The 22,347-nt window shown below is 66.7% G+C and carries 29 protein-coding genes; 11 read left to right on the top strand and 18 right to left on the bottom strand.

Translation table 11 applies throughout. The features are described 5' to 3' along the window. Nucleotides 1–30 precede the first annotated feature (30 nt). The 4 genes from UK23_RS21820 to UK23_RS21805 all read right to left on the bottom strand — a co-directional run bounded on the left by UK23_RS21820 (nt 31) and on the right by UK23_RS21805 (nt 5,016). A complete protein-coding gene (locus UK23_RS21820) occupies nt 31–2,553 on the bottom strand; it encodes an ABC transporter permease (protein WP_045313434.1) in 2,523 nt (840 codons plus the stop codon). After that, on the bottom strand, nt 2,546–3,337 hold the full coding sequence (locus tag UK23_RS21815) for an ABC transporter ATP-binding protein (RefSeq protein WP_045313442.1): 792 nt from the start codon (nt 3,335–3,337) through the stop codon (nt 2,546–2,548). The genes UK23_RS21820 and UK23_RS21815 overlap by 8 nt, the downstream gene beginning before the upstream one ends. Before the next feature lie 226 nt (nt 3,338–3,563). After that, on the bottom strand, nt 3,564–3,992 hold the full coding sequence (locus tag UK23_RS21810; protein WP_045313433.1) for a hypothetical protein: 429 nt from the start codon (nt 3,990–3,992) through the stop codon (nt 3,564–3,566). 46 nt (nt 3,993–4,038) lie between these two features. Further along, nucleotides 4,039–5,016, bottom strand: a complete 978-nt coding sequence (locus UK23_RS21805; RefSeq protein WP_045313432.1) for an LLM class flavin-dependent oxidoreductase — start codon at nt 5,014–5,016, stop codon at nt 4,039–4,041. 38 nt (nt 5,017–5,054) lie between these two features. Between UK23_RS21805 and UK23_RS21800 the strand changes: the two genes are divergently transcribed. Then, entirely contained in the window at nt 5,055–5,336 is a 282-nt protein-coding gene (locus tag UK23_RS21800; RefSeq protein ID WP_156213298.1) for a GNAT family N-acetyltransferase, read from the top strand. 19 nt (nt 5,337–5,355) lie between these two features. Then, nucleotides 5,356–6,360: an MBL fold metallo-hydrolase gene (locus tag UK23_RS21795; RefSeq protein ID WP_045313430.1), complete on the top strand. Its 1,005-nt coding sequence runs from the start codon at nt 5,356–5,358 to the stop codon at nt 6,358–6,360. A gap of 371 nt (nt 6,361–6,731) precedes the next feature. On the opposite strand, the gene UK23_RS21790 is transcribed toward UK23_RS21795, so the two are convergent. Further along, nucleotides 6,732–7,082, bottom strand: a complete 351-nt coding sequence (locus tag UK23_RS21790; RefSeq protein WP_045313429.1) for a YybH family protein — start codon at nt 7,080–7,082, stop codon at nt 6,732–6,734. A gap of 88 nt (nt 7,083–7,170) precedes the next feature. Further along, the gene (locus UK23_RS21785) at nt 7,171–7,983 is read right to left on the bottom strand and encodes an MBL fold metallo-hydrolase (protein WP_063778099.1); all 813 of its coding nucleotides are present in this window, start codon (nt 7,981–7,983) and stop codon (nt 7,171–7,173) included. A gap of 90 nt (nt 7,984–8,073) precedes the next feature. Between UK23_RS21785 and UK23_RS21780 the strand changes: the two genes are divergently transcribed. From UK23_RS21780 to UK23_RS21765, 4 genes are all read left to right on the top strand, one after another. Beyond that, nucleotides 8,074–8,448, top strand: coding sequence for a winged helix-turn-helix transcriptional regulator (locus UK23_RS21780; protein ID WP_045313428.1), 375 nt, complete (start codon nt 8,074–8,076; stop codon nt 8,446–8,448). A 616-nt stretch (nt 8,449–9,064) separates the two neighbouring features. Further along, nucleotides 9,065–9,394, top strand: a complete 330-nt coding sequence (locus UK23_RS21775; protein WP_045313427.1) for a hypothetical protein — start codon at nt 9,065–9,067, stop codon at nt 9,392–9,394. A gap of 300 nt (nt 9,395–9,694) precedes the next feature. Continuing rightward, complete coding sequence (locus UK23_RS21770; RefSeq protein ID WP_045313426.1) at nt 9,695–9,979, top strand: hypothetical protein; 285 nt, start codon at nt 9,695–9,697, stop codon at nt 9,977–9,979. 30 nt (nt 9,980–10,009) lie between these two features. Next, nucleotides 10,010–10,501, top strand: coding sequence for a hypothetical protein (locus UK23_RS21765; RefSeq protein WP_156213297.1), 492 nt, complete (start codon nt 10,010–10,012; stop codon nt 10,499–10,501). Between the two features lie 112 nt (nt 10,502–10,613). On the opposite strand, the gene UK23_RS21760 is transcribed toward UK23_RS21765, so the two are convergent. Beyond that, nucleotides 10,614–10,934 (bottom strand): helix-turn-helix domain-containing protein, encoded by a 321-nt coding sequence (locus tag UK23_RS21760; protein WP_196777815.1) that lies wholly within the window; start codon nt 10,932–10,934, stop codon nt 10,614–10,616. A gap of 143 nt (nt 10,935–11,077) precedes the next feature. On the opposite strand from UK23_RS21760, the gene UK23_RS21755 reads away from it, so the two are divergent. Further along, nucleotides 11,078–11,608 carry a hypothetical protein gene (locus UK23_RS21755; protein ID WP_156213296.1) on the top strand — a complete coding sequence of 177 codons (531 nt, stop codon included), beginning with the start codon at nt 11,078–11,080 and terminating at the stop codon, nt 11,606–11,608. A gap of 7 nt (nt 11,609–11,615) precedes the next feature. Here UK23_RS21755 and UK23_RS55040 read toward each other — a convergent pair whose 3' ends face one another. The 3 genes from UK23_RS55040 to UK23_RS21740 form a co-directional block, all read right to left on the bottom strand. Next, a complete protein-coding gene (locus tag UK23_RS55040) occupies nt 11,616–12,179 on the bottom strand; it encodes a hypothetical protein (RefSeq protein WP_419503897.1) in 564 nt (187 codons plus the stop codon). Nucleotides 12,180–12,240: 61 nt separating this feature from the next. Then, nucleotides 12,241–12,774, bottom strand: coding sequence for a hypothetical protein (locus UK23_RS21745; protein WP_063778098.1), 534 nt, complete (start codon nt 12,772–12,774; stop codon nt 12,241–12,243). 289 nt (nt 12,775–13,063) lie between these two features. Continuing rightward, entirely contained in the window at nt 13,064–13,591 is a 528-nt protein-coding gene (locus UK23_RS21740) for a CAP family protein (protein ID WP_196777813.1), read from the bottom strand. A 286-nt stretch (nt 13,592–13,877) separates the two neighbouring features. Here UK23_RS21740 and UK23_RS54630 point away from each other — a divergent pair, with 286 nt between their 5' ends. Next, nucleotides 13,878–14,003 (top strand): hypothetical protein, encoded by a 126-nt coding sequence (locus UK23_RS54630; RefSeq protein ID WP_269112296.1) that lies wholly within the window; start codon nt 13,878–13,880, stop codon nt 14,001–14,003. Nucleotides 14,004–14,020: 17 nt separating this feature from the next. Then, nucleotides 14,021–14,941, top strand: a complete 921-nt coding sequence (locus tag UK23_RS21735) for a substrate-binding domain-containing protein (protein ID WP_045313419.1) — start codon at nt 14,021–14,023, stop codon at nt 14,939–14,941. 347 nt (nt 14,942–15,288) lie between these two features. On the opposite strand, the gene UK23_RS21730 is transcribed toward UK23_RS21735, so the two are convergent. From UK23_RS21730 to UK23_RS48845, 6 genes are all read right to left on the bottom strand, one after another. Further along, nucleotides 15,289–15,693, bottom strand: coding sequence for a hypothetical protein (locus UK23_RS21730; protein WP_156213295.1), 405 nt, complete (start codon nt 15,691–15,693; stop codon nt 15,289–15,291). Nucleotides 15,694–15,806: 113 nt separating this feature from the next. Then, complete coding sequence (locus tag UK23_RS21725; RefSeq protein ID WP_156213294.1) at nt 15,807–16,349, bottom strand: hypothetical protein; 543 nt, start codon at nt 16,347–16,349, stop codon at nt 15,807–15,809. 141 nt (nt 16,350–16,490) lie between these two features. Next, nucleotides 16,491–16,856, bottom strand: a complete 366-nt coding sequence (locus UK23_RS21720) for a peptidase inhibitor family I36 protein (RefSeq protein ID WP_045313416.1) — start codon at nt 16,854–16,856, stop codon at nt 16,491–16,493. Nucleotides 16,857–16,932: 76 nt separating this feature from the next. Continuing rightward, nucleotides 16,933–17,310, bottom strand: coding sequence for a hypothetical protein (locus tag UK23_RS21715; RefSeq protein ID WP_156213293.1), 378 nt, complete (start codon nt 17,308–17,310; stop codon nt 16,933–16,935). A gap of 5 nt (nt 17,311–17,315) precedes the next feature. After that, nucleotides 17,316–17,696, bottom strand: a complete 381-nt coding sequence (locus tag UK23_RS21710; protein ID WP_045313414.1) for a peptidase inhibitor family I36 protein — start codon at nt 17,694–17,696, stop codon at nt 17,316–17,318. Nucleotides 17,697–17,884: 188 nt separating this feature from the next. Further along, complete coding sequence (locus UK23_RS48845; protein WP_082114858.1) at nt 17,885–18,595, bottom strand: response regulator transcription factor; 711 nt, start codon at nt 18,593–18,595, stop codon at nt 17,885–17,887. 391 nt (nt 18,596–18,986) lie between these two features. Between UK23_RS48845 and UK23_RS48840 the strand changes: the two genes are divergently transcribed. Beyond that, on the top strand, nt 18,987–20,084 hold the full coding sequence (locus UK23_RS48840; protein WP_082114857.1) for a PucR family transcriptional regulator: 1,098 nt from the start codon (nt 18,987–18,989) through the stop codon (nt 20,082–20,084). 15 nt (nt 20,085–20,099) lie between these two features. Here UK23_RS48840 and UK23_RS21695 read toward each other — a convergent pair whose 3' ends face one another. Next, complete coding sequence (locus UK23_RS21695) at nt 20,100–21,173, bottom strand: PucR family transcriptional regulator (RefSeq protein ID WP_045313413.1); 1,074 nt, start codon at nt 21,171–21,173, stop codon at nt 20,100–20,102. Nucleotides 21,174–21,532: 359 nt separating this feature from the next. Further along, entirely contained in the window at nt 21,533–21,781 is a 249-nt protein-coding gene (locus UK23_RS21690) for a hypothetical protein (RefSeq protein WP_052684919.1), read from the bottom strand. Between the two features lie 154 nt (nt 21,782–21,935). Between UK23_RS21690 and UK23_RS52775 the strand changes: the two genes are divergently transcribed. Then, nucleotides 21,936–22,262, top strand: a complete 327-nt coding sequence (locus UK23_RS52775; protein ID WP_196777811.1) for a hypothetical protein — start codon at nt 21,936–21,938, stop codon at nt 22,260–22,262. Nucleotides 22,263–22,347 lie beyond the last annotated feature (85 nt).

The raw sequence follows: 22,347 nt of genomic DNA, 5'->3' as shown, positions 1-22,347 counted from the left end.
GGATGAAGGTTCCCTTCATCGACAACAGGCTCACTCGTAGGCGATCGCGTCCAGGACGTTGAGGCGCGCGGCCCGGATCGCGGGCAGAATCGCCGCGATCACACCGACGAACGCCGCCACCACCAGGTACTGGACCATGGTCATCCAGGGGAACCCGATCTCCGAGATGCCCTGGTCCTTCAACGCCTGCACGGTCGCGAGCCCGAGCGCCACACCGACCGCGAGGCCGAGCACCGCGCCGAACACCGAGATCACCACCGACTCGACGGTGATCATCCGCATCACCTGCGACCGCCGCATGCCGATCGCTCGCAGCAGACCCAGCTCGCGGGTCCGCTCGATCACCGACAGCGCCAGGGTGTTGATGACGCCGAGGACCGCGATGAGGATCGCCAGCGCCAGCAGGATCTGGATCATCAGCAGGACCGTGTCGAACTGCGAGGTCGTCTGCTTCACGAACGCGCTGCGGTCCTGGACGGTGATCTCCGGGTTGTCGGCGAACAACGGCTCGATGCGCTTCTGCACGTCCGTCGCGTTCGTCCCCGGCTTGACCTGCACGAACGCCTGGCCGATGCCGTCGGACCGGAAGTTGCGGCCCGCCGACTCCGGCAGCACCAGCGCGCCCTGCAGCACCTGCGACTTGGCCCAGATGAAGCCGACCGTGAACGTCGTCGGTTCGGCGGACTTGGCGAGTTGCAGCGTGACCTTGCTGCCGATCGACCAGCCCTTCTCGGCCGCCATGTCCTCCGGCAGCGCGATCTGGTCGGCCTTCAGCGGCGCGATGTCACCGGACTTCGGCTTGAGAGCGAACATCGTGGCCATCGCGGGCATGTCGTTGACGGCGACCGCGAACATCTGGTTCTCGCCCTGCAGCACGCCGTCCTGCGACCAGCCGACCACCGACTTGACGCCGTCGGTCTGCTCGACCTCGGCGAGCACGTCCGGCTTGAACGTCGCCGGCATGCCCTCCATCTGGCCCTCGCCGGAGATGATCAGGTCGGTCTGCAGCTGCCCGGAGGCGAGCTTCTCGATCGACTTGGTCGCCGACGTCAGCACCACGCTCACGCCGGTGATCAGCGAGATGCCGACCATCAGCGCGGCCGCGGTGATCGCGGTCCGGCGCGGGTTGCGGGCGGAGTTCCTGCGTCCCAGCAAACCTGGCATCGACCACGACAGCAGACGGCCGATCAGCGACACCATCGGCTTGGACAGCAGCGGCGTCAGCAACGCGACACCGACGAACGCCACCAGGATGCCGCCGAAGATCAACGGCAGTGACTGCTGCTTGAACCCGAAGACCAGGCTCGTGCCACCCAGCGCGACCACTGCCGCGCCGATGATCGTGATCTTCGTGAGCGGCCGGTCCGGCGTCGCCGCCTCCCGCATCGCCGCGACCGGCGCGATCCGCGACGCCCGCAGTGCCGGCATCACGGCCGCGATCACGGTGACGATCATGCCCACCGCGAACGACGAGATGATCGCCGACAGCGGTACGCCGATGCCCGCGAGGTGCAGGTTGCCGCCGCCGATCGTGCTGAAGATGGTGGCCAGCAACGCACCCACGCCGATACCGGCCCCGAGGCCGACGATCGACGCGATCAGCCCGATCACCAACGCCTCCAGCACCACGGACCCGATGACCTGGCCGCGGGACGCACCCATCGACCGCAGCAGCGCGAGCTCACGCGTGCGCTGGGCGACGATGATGGAGAACGTGTTGAGGATGATGAAGATGCCGACGAACAACGCGATGCCGGCGAACCCGAGCAGCACGTAGTTGAAGAACTTCAGGCCCTCGTTGATCTGGTCGGCCTGCTCCTTAGCCAGCGTGGCACCGGTCTTCACGTCGTAGCCGGAGCCCATCCTGGCCGCCACGGCGTCGCGCAACGCGTCGTCGGAAGTGCCCTGCGCCGCCGTGACGGTGACGCCGGAGAACGTGTCCTTCGCGCCCAGCAACAACTGCTGCGCCACCGGCTCGGTGAACGCCACCGACAGCTCGCCACCCAGTGAGTCACGGCCGCCCGCGTACTCGTAGATGCCGGTGATCTTGAAGGTCTTCTTGGGCTCCAGCGTGAGCAGCGAGATCTCGTCGCCCACCTTGAACTGGCCCGTCGACGCCAGGTACGCGCCGACCGCGACCTCGCTGTCCGACTGGGGCGCCTTGCCGTCCCGGATCTTCTCCTGGCCGGTGCCCGTCCAGTTGAACCCGAGCCGGGGCGCGCCCGACGTCGTCATGACCTTGCCGTTCTTGCCGATCGGCCGGGCGGAACCCTGCACGTCGCCGACCGCGGACGCCACCCCCGGAACCGACTTCACGTCGGCGATCGCCTGCGGCGTCAGGGGTTTGGGCTCCTTGCCCTTCTCGTGGTGAGGCGAGACCGAAACGTCCACATTGGCGTAAGCCGACGAGAACAGGTCGGTGAACGAACGCTGAAGGGTGTCGGTCAGCACGAACGAACCAGACACGAACATCACGCCCAGCACCACCGCGAGCGCGGACAGCACCAGCCGGAGCTTGCGCGACAGCAAGCTCTTGATAGTCGCCTTAAACATGCGGCACCGCGACGTCGTCGAGGTGCTTCATCGTCTCCAGAACCTCTTCGGACGACGGTGCCAGCAGCTCGCGGACGACGTGGCCGTCCTTGAGGAAGATGACGCGGTCGGCGTACGAAGCGGCGTTCGGGTCGTGCGTGACCATCACGATCGTCTGCCCGAACTCACGGGCGGACCGCTGCAGGAAGCCGAGAACCTCGGCGCCGGACTGCGAGTCCAGGTTGCCGGTCGGCTCGTCCGCGAACACGACGTCAGGCCGCGACACCAGCGCACGCGCACAAGCCACGCGCTGCTGCTGACCACCCGAGAGCTGCGTCGGCCGGTGGGTCAGCCTGTCCCTCAGACCCACCGTGTCGACCACGACGTCGAACCAGGCCCTGTCGACCTTCTTGCCACCGATCGCGAGCGGCAGCGTGATGTTCTCCTCCGCCGTCAGCGTCGGCAGCAGGTTGAACTGCTGGAAGATGAAGCCGACCTTGTCGCGCCGCAGTTCCGTGAGCCCGCGGTCCTTCAGCCCGGTGACCTTCGTGTCCGCGATCCACACCTCGCCGCGGGTCACGTCGTCGAGGCCCGCGAGGCAGTGCATCAACGTCGACTTGCCAGAACCCGACGGCCCCATGATCGCAGTGAAGCGGGACCTCTCCAGTTCGACGCTCACCCCCGCGAGCGCGGTCACGGCAGCATCGCCGGACCCGTATTCCTTCCACACGTCGACGGCTCTCGCCGCGACACCTTCGGACGCGCTCACTGTCTTTTCCCCTCCTGTGGCCTTCGTGCGCACCATCTTCGGCGACACGAACGCACCGAAGGGTCAGGATCTCCCCTGAGAGAACCCTGAAACCAGTGTGCCCCTACCCCCGAGTGGACACGCTGAGAAAACTCTCAGCTCCGGTGCGTGCGCGTGCGACTGCGCTCGTGAGGGAACGATATTTCACTGATGGGGCAGCGTCTTGACACTTCCGGATCCGATCCGGTCAACTTCCGTCGCGATCGCAGGAACACATCAGTCCTCAATGGATTCCAGGGCGGATGGGCTGCACCACGCGAAGTCCCGTGCGGGCCGCGTTCTCGGTGAGCCAGGTGACGAGTCCGTCACCGTACGCACTCGCCGGCCGGATCCAGTCGTACATGCGCCGCGCGAAAGAAGAGTTGAACGCGATCACGTCGTCGAGAACGAGTGTCGGGTCCTCCTCGGTGGCGACGTCCCGGAAGCCACCGAAGAGAACCCGGCTCGCACCCAACTCACGGGCTTTGTCCGCCACCCCGAAGAAAGCCGACCCGCGCCCGTGTGCGCGCACCACCAGCCGATGCGCACGGAAGTCGGTGTCGAGGAACTCATCGGCGTACCTGCCGTCATCGGCCAGCACCAGCACGTTGGTGCCGCCGGGGAGCGCCCCGACCTGCCCAGGATGCGTGATGCCGATGACGTTGATGCCCACGACGGCAATCCTGGCGGGCGCGTGTTAACCCTTGGCAGCGCTGGCGTTAAACAAGTTTCGGCAGCACTTCCGCGCCGAACAGGCGGATCGTCTCGATGACCGATTCGGGCGGCATGCCCCCGATGTCCACCATCACCAGGTGCGTGTCGATGGTCAGCAGCTCCGCCAGCGCGTTGAGCCGGTCCGCCACCTCGTCCGGCGTCCCGCAGATCGCCGCGCCGTCCATGATCGTGTCCACGTCGATGTCACCGTCGCCGCGCCACGGGTCCGCGAACCGCGCGTACTCGGCGAGGTGCGGCCGCCACCGTTCGCGAGCGTCTTCGTGTGCCACGAACACATGGCTCGGCACCCCGACGCGCCCAAGGGGAAACCGTTCGCGGTACCGCTGCACGACTTCCGCGTAGATCGACGGGTCGCGCAACGTCGACGGCAGCATCAGAGGCATCCGCAACTCGGCCCCGAGATCGGCCGACACCGCCGACCCCGACCCGATCCACACGGTCGGTCGCGGCGTCTGCACCGGGCGCGGCGTCGTGGTCACGTGGGACAGCGGGCCGCGGAACCTGCCGTCCCAGCTCACCTCCGGCTCCTCCAGCAGCTTGATGAGCAACCGCAGGTGCTCCTCGAAGCGCTCCCGCAGTTGACCCGGCTGCACTCCGAACGCCGCGTCCGTCTGCTGGTCGACCCCGCGTGCCACGATCAGCTCGGCGCGGCCGTTGGACAGCACGTCCAGCGTCGCCAGGGACTCCGCCACGAGCACCGGGTCGCGGTGGGCCAGCAGGGTCACGCCGGTCGAGAGCTTCAGCGTGGACGTCCGTGCCGCCACGCCCGCGAGCAGCAGTTCCGGTGCCGACACGATGTAGCGGGTGAAGTGGTGCTCGCCGATCGCGACGCCCGCGAACCCGGCCTCCTCGGCCACGACCGCCTGCTCCACCATCGCCCGCAGGCGGTCGGCCTGGGACACCTCCTCACCGGTGCACGGGTTGGGCAGGTGATCACCCAGGATCAGGAGGTAGACGTCCATGCGGGCCATTTTCCCTCTCCCGGGGCAAGATGGTTGACATGGACACCAACGCTGTCACGAACAACGAGGCCGAGAGCCGTTACGAGGTTCACGTCGACGGCGCGCTCGCCGGGTTCCTGGAGTACCGGACCATCGGTGAGGTCCTCGCTCTCGTGCACACCGAGGTCGACGAGGCCTACGCGGGGCAGGGGCTCGGAGCCGAGCTCGCGAAGTTCGCACTGGACGACGCCATGGCCCGAGATGTCAAGATTTCCCCGTTGTGCCCGTTCGTGGCGAAGTACATCGACAAGCACCCTGAATACCGTGTTACCGTCCGGTAGATAGTTGCGAGCGCTAACAATGAGGTGGGCGAGCGTGTGGAGTGAGCCGGGCGCGTTCGAGGTGGCACCAGGTGTGCACCGGATTCCGCTGCCGCTGCCGAACGACGGCCTGCGCGCGGTCAACGTGTACGCGATCGAGGACGGCGACGGGCTGGTGCTCGTCGACTCGGGCTGGGCGCTGGACGAGGCCCGCGACCAGCTGGAAGCCGCGCTCGGCACGTTGAACAAGGGCTTCGAGGACATCAAGCGGTTCCTCGTCACGCACGTGCACCGCGACCACTTCACCATGGCCGTGGCTCTCCGGCGCATGTTCGGCAGCAAGATCGCGCTCGGCCTCGGCGAGCAGCCGTCACTGCGGCACATCCTGCACGGCCAGGAGGACCAGCACGTCGACGACCTGCGCAAATGGGGCGCGGCCGAGCTGGCTGAGACGTGGATCAAGATCATGCACCACGTCAACCGCGACGACGCCCTGCGCGACTACGAGGAACCCGACGAGTGGCTCGAACGCAGCACCGTCGAACTCGAGCACCGCAAGCTCGAGGTCATCCCGACGCCCGGCCACACCCGCGGCCACGTCGTGTTCGTCGACCACACCGCGAAGGTGCTGTTCTCCGGCGACCACGTGCTGCCCCACATCACGCCGTCGATCGGCTTCGAGCCCCTGCGGCCCGAACTGCCCCTCGGCGACTACATGACGTCGCTCCGGCTCACCCGCGAGCTGCCCGACCTCACGCTGCTGCCCGCTCACGGCCCCGTGACGGACAGCTCGCACGCCCGCGTGGACGAGCTGCTGCAGCACCACGAACAGCGCCTGGAAGAGATCTTGAAGGCTGTCTCGGGCTCGGCTTTCGAGACCGCCCGCAAGATCGGCTGGACCCGTCGTCAGCGCCGGTTCGACGACCTCGACATGTTCAACCAGGTGCTGGCGATCGGCGAGACCGCCGCGCACCTCGACGTTCTGGTCGAACGTGGTGAACTGACCCGAACGGTGAACGCCGGCGTGCTCGAATACCTGCTCTGACACACACGTCGGGGACATGCCCGGCGTGCAGAGGAAGCGCCGACATCGACGGCGCTACGCGGTGGTGATGCTCGACTCCGACGGCGGCACGACGACGTCCCGCAGTACGAAGGCATTCCGATCCACGGATGTCGCGGGCCGCAAGGCTGGTTCAACGCGATCTCGGTGCCCGCGCCGCGGCCCGATTCCGCACGCGACAGCTTCGTCATGGCAGTTGAGCTGACGAAGAGAGGACCGCGGATGAGCTCGCCGACCAGACAGGCCTCTTGTGAGCGCCGGTGTCCACGCGGTGGACTTCGGACACCGGCGCTCACTCTGCTCAGCCTCGCCACAACGGCACCACGCGCGCGCGACGGAGGACAACTTGAGAATCAGACGCCGTAGGGGTTGTCGATGATGTAGACCCAGTGCCCCTCGCTCGTCCTCCTCATCACCTCCAGCGCTTTTCCTTCCACGGTGCCGCCCTCACCGGTGATCCGCCAGGACGCCTGGACCATCGCCAGGTCGCCGTTCTGATGGACCGACGTGGCCTCCACCTCAATGGTGCTGGGCGACTCGAGGTAGACCTTCAGCGCTTCCTTGATGGCTTCCCTGCCGTGGACCGGCTTCTGGCCCGGTCCCGGTACGAACATGGCGTCTTCGTCGAACAGGGAACCCAGTCCGTCGAGGTCCTGGTCCTTGAGGTGCTGGGCGAAGCGCTCGTGCACGACTTCCGGTGTCATGTTCTTTCCTGTCTTTCTTTCGTTGCGGACGGGCGGGCCGGCCACAGGCCGATCCGCCCGCGTCTCCGGCGGCCCTGGATGAGCTGTGTCAGCGGGTGTGCGGATCGGGCAGAGTGATGGGCTCGCCCGGGGTGGGCCAGTGCAGCGGGGCGCCGGCGGCGTCGAAGGTCTGCCGGACGTGGTCGCGGTCTTCGGTGTAGTGGGCCCAGCCCTCGGCGTGCACGGCCACCACGAGGGGGGCGCCGAGCAGGCGGCGGGCCTCGACGGCCTGGGCCGCGGTCAGCGACAGTCGTACGTCACCGAATGCCTCGAAGCCTGCCGCGCCCAGGTGCAGCAGCGCCACGTCCACGCGGTAGCGCTCGGCCAGGGCGCTCATCGCGTCCAGGTCGACGGTGTCACCGGACACGTACACCGTCGGTGCCGAATCGTCGTCGGTGTGCAGGAGGAAGCCGGTGACCGGACCGGTGATGGCCTCGGTGCCGACGGGACCGTGGCGGGCGGGGACCGCGGTGATGTTCAGCGGCGTGCGGCCCGGCTTCGACAGGGTCCGGGTCTGCCAGGGCTCCAGGCCGGCGGCTGCGCCGCCGAGATCCTCGGCGCCGGTGGGGGTGGTGAACACCTCCGAGGCACCGGAGGCCACCGCGCGCCCGGCGGTGTCGAGGTTGTCCAGGTGCCCGGTGTGGCTGACCAGTACGGCGTCGAGGGCGGGAAGCTGTGAGGGCTTCAACGCCGGGCCGGCGGTCTTGCGCACCACGACCGGGCCGTCCTGGTGCTCGGTGCCGGCGGCGTCGAAGGTCGGGTCGGTCAGCAGCGTCCAGCCGGCCAGGTGGATCAGTGCGGTGGGGCCGCCGAGCACCGTCGCGGTGTTCGCGGCACGGGTCACGGCAACGTCGGTTACCACAGGTACTCCTTGACGATCAGCGGTTGACTCACTCACTCTGACCGAGTTACTTTCTCTTGGGAAGTACATACCTTCAGGTGAGGTGAGCACGTGCGGGAAAGCAAGCGAGGCAACGTCCGCGATCCCGCCTGCCCCGGCAGGCAGCTGTTCGACCTGGTCACCGCCCGGTGGGCCGCCCTGGTCCTGGTCGACCTCGAGGACGGCCCGCAACGCTGGTCCGAGCTGCGCCGGCGGGCCGGCGGCGTCAGCGACAAGATGCTCGCGCAGACCCTGCGCGACCTCGAAGCAGGTGGGCTGATCACCCGCATCGTGCACACCAGCCGGCCACCGACGGTGCAGTACGCCCTGACCGACCTCGCCCGCGGCGTCACCTCAGCACTGCACCACCTGCAGGACTGGGCCGAACAACACACCAGCGACTACGTCCACCACCGAGGCACCCACACCACCGACTCGACGCCCTGAAAGGGCAGGCTCGGGGTGCACACGTCACCGTGCAAGGCTCACCAGGCCCGTCTCGGGTGCGGTGCGACAAGGCTTGAGAGCTCACGAGGGATCAGAGCCTCGCCCGCGCCGTCCTTCACGTTGAAGCCGAGCGAGCTGCCCACACGGCCGGTCTGGATCGCGTCGCCAGTCGGCGGAGACGACCACGCGACCGCTGGCCGGATCGGTCGACCAGGCGGTAAGAGGTGTTGAGGTCGGCAGTGGCCGCGTCGGCCTGGCGGCACGTCGGACGGGCTGACTTCATCAGTGCCATCCCTTCCTCCAGGAAATGAGGGGGATCCACCGCGGTGAATCCGGAACAAGCCGGTGGGGACTGCGTCCGACGAACGGCGGAGTTGTCGTCGAAATTCGGATGTTGGTGGCCGGAAGAACCATAGATCGGTGATCGTTGTGCCGGTCGGGATCGCTGTCCCCGTCAAGAACTGCCAAAGCCGGTAGTCGCCTGTTCCTCCGAGGTTCACTCAGTATGCGGCGTCGATTTTGGGAAATACGCGGAATCACATCCCGTCGGCTTGATGTCGCGACGGCGAAACCTGATTCTGGACAGGCCCTCTATCGGTACAGCGTCAGGAGAATCGTGTTGAGCAAGGACGGCAGGAAATCGGATCTGCGGCGGAGGCTGGCGAGCGGCGCGCTGGCATGCGGTGCCGCGACCGCGCTGGTCCTCGGGCTGGCCACTCCCGCCAGTGCGAAGACCGTCGGCCAGATCACCAACTGGGCCCCCGGTTACGTGTTCAAGAGCGCCTCACCCTCGAAGGAGGAGGTGTTCAAGACCATCTGGGCCACGGCCTGGCGCGGGTGCCGAATCGAAAGCAACGCGACGAAGTCGGTCGAACTGACGAACTTCCAGCAGTCCGGCCCCAGGGGACTGGTCATCAGCTGGTGGAACTGCCGCGACACCAAATGACGGGACGGGACACGGCATCGCTGGCTCATCCGGTGCCGTGCTAGTCCCCGCACGGAGGAAGACAGGTATGACTCCTCGTCCGGCCGACGTGCGCGCCAGGTCGCGAGCAACGAGCACGTCCACGACGCCGTCGTAGCGGTTGTGGGTCGCCCGTCACGGGGCGGATGCTCGTAGAGATCCGGGATCCGGCGCATCCGGTCAGGAAGTCCCGATCTGTCGAGGCCTCCAGGTCAGCCGAGAGACGCCGCCGGCACCCAAGTTCCGGCGCAGGGTCTCTCGGCTGATCGCGGCGACTGTGCCGTGTTCGAGCAGCTGCGCACGCAGTTCGGACAACCGGACGACGAGCCACAACCGACTGCCGTGCTCGACATGTGGGTGCAGTCCGTTGGCCAGCCGAGGAGAGCAACTTTCGAGGTCGGCTCGATGCCGTGGTGCCGCGTCAGCGAGCCGTTGCCGGCGCTGTTCGAGGCGCCACGAGCTGACGTCGGCGGCGTTTTTCGAAATGGGGTCCGCGATTCACTGATCTCCCAGGTTGGCCTGGGAGATTTGATGAAATTCGTCGGGCGAACAACGGAAAACCAATAGTATATCGGGTGCGGTCATATGCTTCAAATCATGAACGTAATCAGAAGTTTGAACGTCTCGCCCGGTTGGCGCCGTATGTTCCTGTTCGTCGCGGTACTCGCGTTCATCGCCACGATCGCGCCTGCCGCGTCGACCTCGTTGACGCCCCAGGCCGAGGCCGCCACGAACCGCAGGATCTGTCTGTACGTCTCCGGCGCCTCGCAGACGATCAGCGTGCGCGGGCAGGGGACGTTCGCGGTGAGGACCTGGGTCGGAATGAACTACAAGAAGGACGGCGCTTGTCCGCGGGCGTCTTCCGGCGCCGTCAAGAACCTTCCCCTCAACGCCCAGCCCGTCGGGAAGGTCGTCTGCGAGAACTGGGGCCGGCAGATCGGTGCGTCCAGGTACCTCTGGGGTTCCTACGACGTCAGTCCGCAGGCGACGGCGGACCCGTGTACCCAGATGAGGGCCGACGGCCTCGTCGCCTTCAGGGTCCGCGGTAACGGTGTCGCCTACGTCGCCTACTTCGGCTCCTTGAGCTGACCTCGCGGGAATTCGGGTGCGCAAGAGCCCCGGACCAGCCGGTCTGCCACGTCGGCCGGTCTGGGCATCTTGCGCACCACGGCACGTTGGTGGGCGATGCCGTGCGGCGCGGTCAGGCGGTCCATCTCCAGTAGACAGTCCACATCGGACTCGTCGTTGTGCGGTCCGATGCCCGCTCTGGGAAACCTGACATGAGGTTCGCGCGCAGCCGGGCGCGGACCTTCGTGGCGACGGCGAGCAGGGCGCCGCCCGCCTGCAACACGTCGTCGGCCGTGCTCGCGAACGCGATCCGCGGTTCACGGGCGCCGCTCTCGATCTTGGAAACGCAGGTGTGGTGATAACCGAGGCGGGCTGCGAGCTGGACCTGGGTGAGGCCGGCCTCCTCGCACAGCCGGCGCAGCTCCTGCCCGAACTCGTCTCTGCCCGGCGTCATCGTCATTTGTCCGGTATCCCACGCTCATTCGTTCCGGCGCCGGACGCGATTGGTGATCTTATGCGTCCGGCGCTGTGACGTTAATGGCAAATGGTGGTGGTGGTGTCAGTAGTCTTCGCTGCCCGGCGACGGCCTGCTGGATCTTGTCGGTGTTCGTGGCTGCCGGCGTCTCGTCGCGTGCACGAAATCCACAAGCAAAAACCGGAAGGAGCGCCCATTGTGTGGACCAGGGGAGTTCCATCTTCGACACTGCCGGGGAACTGATTTCGACACAGCCAGGACAGATCGAAAGGAACACCATGAAACAACGTGTGCTCACAGGGGCCATCGCCATGACCGGTCTGCTCGCCCTGGGTGCAGCCGTGACGCCGGAACTGGCCGCAGCCTCGGAACCGTCGGTGCGGGTTTCGGTTTGCAACGGCAACAAGCGCGATCAGGCCGTGACCGTCAGCGGAGTGAACCAGAACGGTCAGCGGGTCACGACGAACGGAACGGCGGTGTACCCACCTGGCGTCTGCGGTGTGATCCTCTCGTCGAGGAACGTCTACTGGTGGGCCACTGGTCGGTCCGTGCAGATCCAGCACTGGTTCACGAGTGAAACCCCGAGGAACACGTCCTGCTTCATTCCGAAATCGGCACCCAACGGCTCGACCGTCTCGTGCCGGATCAGGTGATCCGCGTTCACCGCTCGTCCCGCGGGTGAACACGAGGCGTCCGTCCTTTCCATCCCAGGAGACGCCTCCATCGCACGCGCGCACCAACTGGCCATGCCGGGTCCAGGGAGCGACAGACACGTTGGGTCCTTGTGCTGACCGCCTGACCCAACGTGCCCGCCCCACGGGGCGATGTGCCTGCCGTGAGCACCAGGCTCTTCCGCAGCGCCAGGCGCTCGGGCTCGTCGTGTTCGAGCGTGAGGCGCATCCGCAGGTGTGACGCCGCGATCGTGATCCAAACGAACAACGCGATGGCAGCGGACGTGTTGAGCAGGAAGCCGAACACCACGCCGGGAACCGCGTAGTGGGCACGATCGTGCCCACTGCCGACCACAGTGGACGCCGGCACCGCGGTCCTCGGCACGCCGGAAGCCGAGACCCGGCCCCACGAACGCGGTGCATCACCCCGGCCGGAGAGCGAGAACGCCATCCGGGAAGCGGTGTGGAGACCTGAGCTGAGACATGACAGCACGGTGGTCGGCACGATCACGTCGAGCACCACGCCCGCGGCGCGGCCGTTGACATCTCGCAGAGCATCCGCATCACCAGCAGAGCCGAGAGCCGTCTCAATGGCAGCTGGACGTCAGTGAGCGTTACCCGCGGCGGAAACGCACCGGGAGGTAGAGGTCCCACGTGCGGTCATCGGTCGCGGTGAAATCGGCTCTGGTCACGATCGCGCACCGCACGTCGACATCGCATTCGACGCCGTCTGCGATCTTCGGCTGGAGGTCGAGCTGGACCAGGAACGAGCCGTTCGGGCCGTACGGTGAGGTGTGCTCTCCGGTCGCACCGTTCACGATCCGGCGCGAGGTGTTCCCGGCGCCTCTGGGCCCGAGGCATGGAGTAGGACGTGCGGTGAACGTCGCGGGCTTGTGCGGCTTCACCCCGGCCGGAATGGCGCAGAGCGCGACGAAGATGCCCTGGCCGGCGTTGTAGCCCTGTCCCGTGATCGTGGTGGGCACCGACGGCCTGATCGTCGTGGGAGCCGCGAGCGTGAGCCGGTAGGTCGTCCCTCCCGAGTCGACCGTGCGGTGCGCCACGGCGGCAGGATGTGCCTGCGCGGCCATGGGCGTCGTGACAGCCAGGACGGCCAGCATGGCAGTGGCCTTCGCGAGCGTGGAGATCATGTCAGAAGGTTACGGACTCGACGGCGACTTGATCGTCCACTTCGGACGGATTCAGCTTCTTGTGGAAGCCTTTCCGCAGAACGTCGGCGCCGATCGGTGAGTGCTCTCCGCGATTTGCCCGTTGTGGGGTCGTCGGAAGTACTCGTACGCCTTGGGCGGGCTTGGGTGCTGTTGTTCCTCTTGGCGGGTCTGTGGTTGCGGGCCGGTGGCACCGCACCTTCCGGATGGAGTGCGGCACCACTGGCGGACGGAGACACGAGAACAGCGGGTTTCCCGAAATGCTCACCGTTCAGCGGGGAGGGAGTACGTTCGCCCTGAACTGGCCGAGAACGTTGCCCGCGGGAGCGAAGTTCACCACGAGGTAGCTTCCGTTGCGTCCCTGGGCCAGGCCGACGCCGATCCGGTTGGTCGACCTCCAGACCAGCGCGGTGAAGTGCAGCGCGTGGTTCTGGTTGATGTTGGAGCCGTTCCATTCCTGTGAGTAGTTGTAGCCGCGGCCCTCGCCGTAGAAGGCGTCGATGCCATGCCGTGAGAAGCCGTCCGGGTTCTCCCCGCCTCCGGAGCCCCAGAAGATGTCCTCCCCGAACTGGTTGTTGGGCCGGTGCTGTGAGGGGCCACCGCGGGACTGCAGGCGGTTCGCCCAGTCCTGGGCGACCTGGCTGACGGAGGAGTCGAGTCTCACGGGCGGCGCACCGTGGCGGGCGCGGTACTGGTTGATCGTGGAGAGCACGGTGCCCGCAGGGTTGGCTGCCTGCGCGGCAGGTGCCGCTGTGCATATCGTGGCAACAATGGCCATCACGGTGAGAAGAGTTCGCATGATGTGGTTTTGACGCATGTGGCTGAAAGAAGCAACGGGTATTGGGCGGAAATTTGTCTCAACTGGCGGCGGAAGCTTCGGAATTCGAGCTGCGGGCGAACTTCCCGTGCCCGATGTCTGCGGTTTTCCAAAAAAGCGGACGCGGTTCGGTGCTTCGATGATTTCGCGAGATGACGGCGGCTCGCGGGAAGCGCGGCCGCCCCCGTGGTCCTCCAGGTAGGAGCCCGCGCTCCACTGGTGCACCTGCACGGCGATCTTGTTGCGGCCGAGGCGCAGCGCGGTGGAGATGTCTGACTCGGCCTCTCGGCTGCATGCGTTCGATCTCGGCGAAGTCCACGGCCGCCCGTCGTCTCCGCACGACGAGGAAGATCTTCGTGGACGGCGGGAGAAGTCGCCGATGCCGGTGCGGTGACCGGTAGAACGGTCGCCATGAAGCGCTCCGGGTTCGGCACGGCTTTCCTCGCGTGTTCGGCATTGGTGCTGGCCGCGTGCGCCGGCGTTGAGGAAAAGGCCGGTCACGGAATCGCCATCGGCCTCGCAGTGTCCACATTGGACAACCCGTTCTTCGTGGCGATGAAGGACGGCGTCGAGAAGGCCGCGGCCGAGCTGGGCGCCACGGTCGTCGTGGTCAGCGCGGGCAACGACGCCGCAGCCCAAGCCGAGCAGGTGCAGGCGCTCGCCGCGCAGCACGTGCGCGCGATCATCATCAACCCGGTCGATTCCGAGAAGGCGAAGCAGGCGGCCGATGCCGCACATGCGGCCCACGTCCCGTTGGTGTCGGTGGACCGGTCGGTCTACGGCGCCGAGGTCGCGTCGGAGGTGGCCTCGGACAACGTGCAGGGTGGCGCGCTGGCGGCGATCGAGCTCGGCCGTGCCACCAACGGCAACGTCGTGCACCTGCAGGGCGTTCCCGGTGCCTCTGCGACCACCGACCGCGGCGAGGGTTTCGAACACGGCCTCAACTCGGGTGGTCTTGAGGTCGCGATGACGCGGACTGCTCAGTTCAGCCGTGCCCGTGCCACCGAGGTGATGACGGAAGTTCTGCGGTCCGGCACACCGATCAGGGGTGTCTTCGCGGACAACGACGAGATGGCGCTCGGTGCTGTCGACGCGCTCGGGGACCGGGCGGGCAGGGACGTGCACGTGGTCGGCTTCGACGGCACTCCGGAGGCCTTGCAGGCGGTCCAGGACGGCACGATGGCGGCCACCGTCGCACAGCAGCCGGAACTGCTCGGCCGCAGGGCCGTGGAGCAGGCTGTGCGCGCGGCGCGCGGCGCGCGGGCCCAGCAAGTCGTGGACGTGCCGGTGCGAATCGTCACGAAGCAGAACGTGGCAGGGTTCCGGAAATAGCACCTGGGGCCGTCCTGCAACGCCGCTGCCTCTGGTGGTCAGGTCCATCGAGAAGTTTCTCGACCTCGACGACAGCGGGCAACCGCCGCGTACACAGTGGACGGAGCGCGGTGGATCTCCGGGCTCGACCTGTGTGGCACTCCGGCGCTTCTGCACGTCCGCTCCCGTCCACGCGGCAGCCCTGTCGGCGCAGGGTCGCACTCACCCGCAGGAACGTGTTGCCGGCTTCCGCGCCGAACTGGCCGCCGGTTGCCCACGAACGCTCCATCGGTGCGACCGACCAGGTCCCGCGAGTCAGGAGGACGGGGAGCTCCGCCTTTCCACCCCGTCCTCCTGACTTTCGCCCATCAGTAGTGTCCGCGGGGCGAGAACTTCGTCGCTGTCTTGCCGTCCAGGGACCACTCGATGTAGACCAGCTGGTCCGTCGGCATGTGGTTCGGGCACGGGTCGAACTTGACCCGGATCCACTGCGCGTACTCCTCACACGTGATCTTGTAGTACGACTTCGCCCTGGCCGTGGACTGGAGTGAAGCCCGGTTGTTGTTCTCGGGGCAGCCGCCGTCCTTCTTGAAATTCATCGCCCACTGGAAGTTGCTGCGGTTGTTCGCGGTCACGTCCGGCTTGCTGTAGACGCAGACGCGACGATTCGCCGCCGCTTCCGCGCCAGGCGCGATGATCGCGGTGACGCCGACCAAGGCCGCGAGCGCCATGATGGTGGTAGCCGCCCGGCGCGCGAAACTTCTCTGGTGCATTGTGGACTCCGCTCTTCCGGTTGATCCGGATTGCCGCAGACGAAAGGAATCGTGTGAACAGGTCGGCGCCCGAGGAGGACCGGTGGGCGCCGACTCGCTGTGCTCGGTCGGTCTCAGCGCTTCTGCCTGGCGGTCCAGACGAGGCCACCGCTGGAGGCCACCTCGCCCTGCACCTGCCAGGTCTTGTACTTGCACTTGGAGTCGCGCTGGGTGACCTCGGTCTTCACGTACCAGCTGCGCGCCTGGCCGGTGACGATCACCGTGGTGTGTGCGGCCACGTCGAAGCGTCCCTGTTGCGTGCCGGTGACGGTGTGGCCTTCGGTGACCGTGCGGGAGACGCCGAGCTTGAGCGCATCGCTGAACAGGGACCATTGGGCGGAGTACTCGGTCGAGGTCTCGCGCGAGTCAGTGACGATCCTGTCGAGAACCAGCACGGACTGCTTCGAGGTCATGTTCCGCAGCTCGCCGTCGACGACCGTGGTCAGGATCTCGCGCTTGCTGACCACCTTGGCGCGCGTGAACGCCGCGCACGACGCCGCGTTCGCCTCCGGTGCGAACGGGTTCGCCTGAGCGGGCAGAGCGAGCCCCGCCGTGGCGATCCCCAGAGCCAGGCCACTCACGACAAGCGCCCGCACGACGGGCTTTCCAACCTTCACGTCCAACCTCCGATGTTGTGCTGATGTGCCGGGCACGACAGGTCAGGCCCGGTGGGAACCGGGACGCTCGAGGGCATTCGTCGAACGGCCCGGGAGGTGCGACTGTCGGACAGGGACCGCGATCTCGATGAGGACGAGACGTCAGCACTGGCTCGTGTAGAACGCGATGTACTGGACGTCGTTGTCCCACTCGGCCAGGTAGGCCAATTTGTAGCTCGGGGGAAGGCACTTGCGCTTACCCTTGGAGTTCCAAATGTTGAAGCTGTACGGGGTGAGGTTTCTGATCGACGACACAGTGCGTGACTCGGGAAGCGCTGAGAACCGCAGCTTTTTGTTCACCTTGTTCTGGTCGTCCCAGTACCTGCTCTTGAACCCGCCGAAGTTCGTGTCCACGTAGAAGCAGACCTGCCCCTGCTCGCACGGTTGCGCCGCCTGCGCGGGACTGATCGCCACCAGGGAGGTCAGCACCGCGGCGAGAGCAACCAGAAGAACTCGAAGCTTCTTCATACACGTTCCTATCTCGATCTCGTGGATTGAACATGTGCCCGAACGACGGGCACGACGCATGAACGCGCGGCGAGACTCAGCAGTTGGGGACGCCCGAGGCATGCCCGCCGATGACGATCTGGCCGATGTTGTCGTTGATCCAGCCGGGCAGGTCGACGTCGCGACCGGGTGACATCTGGCAGGCCCTGGTGCCCTTGGCCTGCTTCAGACGCACCCAGCTGGAGCTCGAGTTGAGGACGTTCGATCCTCTGGTGCGGGTCCGGTAGGGAGCGCCGTAGGTGCCGTTCTCGACACCAGTCCACACCACGGCTCCACCGTGGTTGGGGTTCTCGAAGATGCACACCAGCCGCAGCCCTTTGCAGTCGTCGACCGGTGCCGCGGAGGCGGTGGCGGCCGGCCCTGCGACCACACCGATCACGGCCGCCAGTGCGCCGAAGGCGATACGTGCGCGCATGACGATCACCTCCACTCGGTGCAGCTCTGGGAGGGCTTGACCTCAATGGACTTCAGCTGGTCCGCGTAGGAGCCCTTGGGCAGCTGGCGCACCGAGTGTCCGGTGTGGATGCAGAGGCTCGCGCCGTCGAACTTGCCGATGAGCCGGAGGGGGTACCTCGTCCGGTTGATGATCGACGAGGTCTTGCGGAAGTCTCCCGTGTAGGTGTAGAGACCGGGCGAGCTTTCCTGCCAGACGATCTTGCCCTTGTAGTTGGCGTCGATGTACGCGCACGCCACTCCGAAGTCCGGGCAGTCCCACACGTCCGCCGACGCGGGGGCTGCCGTGGTCACGGCCGCGAGCGTTGCGATGCTCAGGGCCAGACCGATGCCCGCCTGCTTCTTCAAGATTGACCAGCTCCTCGAGACTCAACGTTCCGGGGAATCCGGTCGATTTGCGACTCTGCATCCCCGTGTCTGTGTGACAACTACAACACAGGGCGGAATGTGGAACATGAAGATAAGCTCAGGAAATAATTCGGAAACCGCATCCGCAGTTTTTCGGAGGGCGTGGCTCGGGTGACCGCTAAAACGATTCAGTCATTGAGGCTCTCGGTAGCGAGGAGATAGCCGATGCCGCGGACGGTGCGGATGAGTGAACGATCGGTGTCGGCGAGCTTGCGGCGAAGTGCCGAGACGAAAGTTTCGACGATGTTCGACTCGCCGTCGAACCCGTAGCACCACACCCGGTCGAGGATGGTCGACCTCGTCACCACTCGTCCGGCGTTGCTCGCCAGCAGGGACAGCAGTTCGAACTCCGTCAGCGTCAGGCTCACCGGCCGGCCGTCGACGCGCACCTGCCGGGCGTCGCAGTCGATCCAGACCCGTCCTGTCTCGAGCGTCGCACCGGGGGCGGGCAGAGATCTCCTCGCCGCGAGCACCTCGACGCGGAGCACGAGCTCGGCCGGATCGCAGTCCGGCCGGACGAAGTCGTCGGCGAGACAGAGCTCGGCGGCCCCTTCGTACCTGGTGATGAACACGATGCCGGGGCGCTCCCGCATGCTGAGCAAGCTCCTGGCCACGGTGCCTGCGGTGAAGTCCGGTTCCAGGGCGCCGAGCAGGACGACGTCGGAGTCACTGCTCTGGACGTGGTCGAGCGTCTGCTCTCCCAGTGGCGCAGCCCTGACCCGCATCCCTGCCGAGCTCAGGTGGTCGCGGACGGCCGTCGCGGCCGACAGCCGGTCATGGGCGACGAGTACGCGCAACGGGCGTCGTCCGGGAACGTCAGCAGGTCTCTTCTGTTGCATGAGCTGTCCAGGCTGTGTCTTCCACCCTGTGTCAGAACCGGGGTGAAGTGGTGGCGGGGTGAGGCGAACTACATATGTACCGCCGAACGCGGCGCCTTGCTCGTCGAGTCGCGTTCGGAGTTTCTCGGAATGCGTCTCGAATGGTGCCCTCTCGCTCGCGTCCCAGAGGGTTCCGCTGGAGGCGAGCTCGTTCGGCGGATTCGACGGGCGTGGTCGCGCAGGCTTTCGGCAAGTTACGCGAAAGATCTCCGAGTTACGGTGAAAGTGGTGGGCGAAGGGGGAATCGGGGCAAAATGTGGTTACAGTCCGTATTCAATTGCACGCGCGTGTACACCCTTGTGGGTGGGTGAGTGCCTGCTCTCGCGAGGATGCCATATCCAGGGGAGGACGCATGTCTCAAGTGAGCGAAACAATTGTCGCCACGCGGCCGGCTGAGCTCGCGGCGACGCTGTCCTGCGATGTGGCGGGGTTGCAGGCGGCCCGCGTGCTCGCCATCTCGGCGCACCAGGAGACGCTCGAGCGCGGGGTGCCGTCCGAGCGCGGCCTTGTCCGGCTACGAGAACTGGGCAGCAGATGGGCTGTGTCGCACTACCTGCTCGACCCGTTGCTGTCGATGCTGCGCGGCGTCACGGAGGAAAGGGCGCACGCGGTGGCGACCGACGGAGGCGGCGTCGAGCTCGCGAACCGCGTTCGCGCGCACGGCGCCCGATTCGCCGGTGAGGTGCTCATCGGGTTCCAGCAGGCGTATGAATCCCGTCCCGAGGACCACGGGAGCGGGCAGGTCGACCAAGAGCTGCTCGCCTCGGCCCTGTTGTGGAGCGACGAGGTGCCTCCGGAGCTGCGGAAGTCGGCGGCCAACAGCTACGGCGTGGTCGCCGTGCGCTGGCCGGATCTGGCGGTGGACGAAACGAACACGGTGCTGCACGGCGCTTTCCAGGCCTGTGCTGGTCGTGGCGTGCTGTCATTGCGCGACGGCGATGACAGCTACGTGCTGGTGCCGGCGCAGGACGAGGCACAGGCGGTGAACCTCTGCAGGCAGGTGCACGGGCTGCTCGGGGGAGCGCCGTGGTTCGCGGTGTCCTGGCGGGTGCTGCGGGAGGTGAGCGACGGCAGGCGGGAGGCGTGTTCCGTGCTCTCGCTCGTGCGTTGCCGGCAACCCGGTGTGTACGGGCTCGACGACGTTCTCGTCGACTACGCGGTGCTGCGGGACCGCGCCGTGACGGAGTCCCTGGTCGACATGATCACCCCGGTCCTTCGACAGGAGATGCTGCTCGCCACGCTGGAAGTGCTCATCGCCACCAACGGCAACCGCAGCAGGTCGGCGTCCCTGTTGCAGATCCACCGCAGCACGCTGGACCACCGGTTGCACCGCATCGAGCAGCTCACCGGGTGTCAGCCGGGTACCGGGCGCGGCGTGCAGGTTCTCGCCTCCGCCCTCATCGCCTGCAGGACGTTGTACGGCGGCGCGAGCCCTGACTCCGGAAGATGAAGGAGACCGGTTCGATCAGGCGCCTTGCGGCAGGGCGGACCCGAGACCGGCTTCCGCGCTGTGGTCCTGCTCCCGCAACGAGTGCAGCACGAAGGCGGTGGTGAGTGTGCGCATGCCCAGCACGCTCGCGGGGCACTGGCCGGTCAGCTGCTCGATGCGCTGCAACCGATAGTCGATGGTGCTGCGGTGGATGATCAGTCGTTCGGCCGCGCGGGTGCGGTTGCCGTCCTCCGTGACCAGCGCTTCGAGGGTCGCCCGCAGGACGGCCGAGTCCATCACCGGCTCGATCAACCGCAGCAGGCGCGAGGCGATCGCGGGGGAGCGGACAGCCGCGTACTCGGCCGGCACGTCATGACGGCGGTAAACGCGGGACGGCAGGTGCAAAGCGGTGACGATGGCCAGCACATCCGATGCCACCTGCAGCCCTTCTGGCACATCGGTCGTCTCCGCCCAGGCCACCGCGGCCCACATCTCATGAGGACGCAGTGCCGCCGAGACGCGTGTGCACACTCGCACCGCTTCTTCCTCCGATTGCACAGGCAGCAGAACACATCCGCTGTCCCCGTGCAGCAGCGCCATCGTGTCAGGACCGCCATGGCGGAGGAATGCGTTCTCCGTCGTGGCGGAAGTCGCTCCGCGAACCTTCAGCGCCACCACCGCGTACGCGGATGGGAACTGCTCGCCGCGCCGCGCCGCCGTTCGTCCGGTCAGTACGTCGAGCGCGAGATCATGCCTGCTCCGCTGCCCGGTGTCACCCGCGTCCTCGTGAACTCCGGCCTGGTTGAACCCACGCACCAGCTCGATGGTCACGTGACTGCAGGCATCACCGAACCGCTTCATCGCGCAGGAGTGCGCATGCAGGTCGACGTGGTCGCTCAACGTGGTCTCGATGAGCCGGCTCGCCATGGTGCTGACGGTCTCGAGCAGGAGATCGAGCGATCCTCCCGAACGCTGCCACTGCTCGCCCGTGTCCCTCACCTCGGCGGCGGTTTTCGCCTCCCAGAAGCTTTCTCCCGCCAGCGCGGCCGCGTAGAGCGGCAGCAGACGCGCCGCGACGGTCTCCGGCGCTGTCGTGGTGCTCCCGGTCATCGGCCACCCCTTCGGATCGTCCGCCCGTGAGACGGGCCTAACACAGACGATACCCGGATGGCGGTTGTTCGAACATGTCCATATTGGACAAGAGTTCTGTTGCGCTCGCTTCGGCCGTTCATCGGCGGCAGGAACGGAGATCACTGCCGTGCGGCCGAGACGGACCATCCCTTGATGGTCGCCATCTTGCCGCCGTCCGGCGACCGACCGTCCACTGTGGCCGGTCTGTCGCCGGACGGGGCGAAGCAGGAGATCTTCACGCACGACATGCTTCCCGGAGAACGGTTCCTTTGCAGTAGTGGACGTCCGGGCACCTGTGACTGACGACCGCAGCACTGCCGCTCACGGCGACGCAGGCGTCATTGGCACGTGGCCTGTCCCATGACGTGCTCCGGGCTGCTCCAGCCGCTGCACCGCTGCCGCGAGTGGTCGAACCAGTCGTGGCCGAACTCGTGCGCGGCGAGAAGGGCTCCGTCCCGGACACCGCTCATGTACAGGACGATCCGCTGTCCTCGGCCCCAGTTGCAGCCGACGACGGTGGGGCTGTTGCCGCATCCCTTGATGTAGCTGTTCGTGCACTCCACCGGGGTGCCTCCGCCCTCGGTCATCCCCTGCCATGCTGCCGCGCCCTTCCTGATCGCCGAGGCGTGGCGTTGGCACGAACTGGTGAGGTGCCAGCTGCGACGGTTCGGCGTGGGCCAGGCGTTCGCCGCCGCCCGGGCATCGGCAGTGGCGGCGCGTTGACCGGGCAGTGGCGGCGCGTTGACCGGGCTCGGCCTCGACGGCCTGCAGCGGGTCGCCTTGCGAGGTGTCCACCTGAAGGTTGGCGAGCGGCAGCGTGATGGCGCCCTGCTGGGACGCGATGGCCTCGGCCTGCGTCGGGTGGGCGTCAAGTCCGACGCCGGCCTGGGTAACCGGGCTCGCGAACGCCATGGCCGAAATGGCGGCGACGATCAGGCCGTACTGAAAGAGGAGTTTCTTCGTCATCGAGTCATCCTCACTGGCAGGGAGAGCGTATTTCTGAGAATATGGCAGCGGAGATACCGCCGCGGCTACCGGCGTTTCTCGAAGAAACATTGTCAATTCTAGAAATCCGTCTCGGGTGCGACGATTGCCGAGTCGCGACCGGTGTCATGCGCCGGGGCCAGTTCGCGCAGTCGACCAGCTGCTCGGA

It is taken from the genome of Lentzea aerocolonigenes (assembly GCF_000955955.1).
In the GTDB taxonomy this organism is placed as follows: Bacteria; Actinomycetota; Actinomycetes; order Mycobacteriales; family Pseudonocardiaceae; genus Lentzea; species Lentzea aerocolonigenes_A.
The sequence above is the reverse complement of the archived record's forward strand: the minus strand, read 5'-3'. Positions and strand labels throughout refer to the sequence as shown.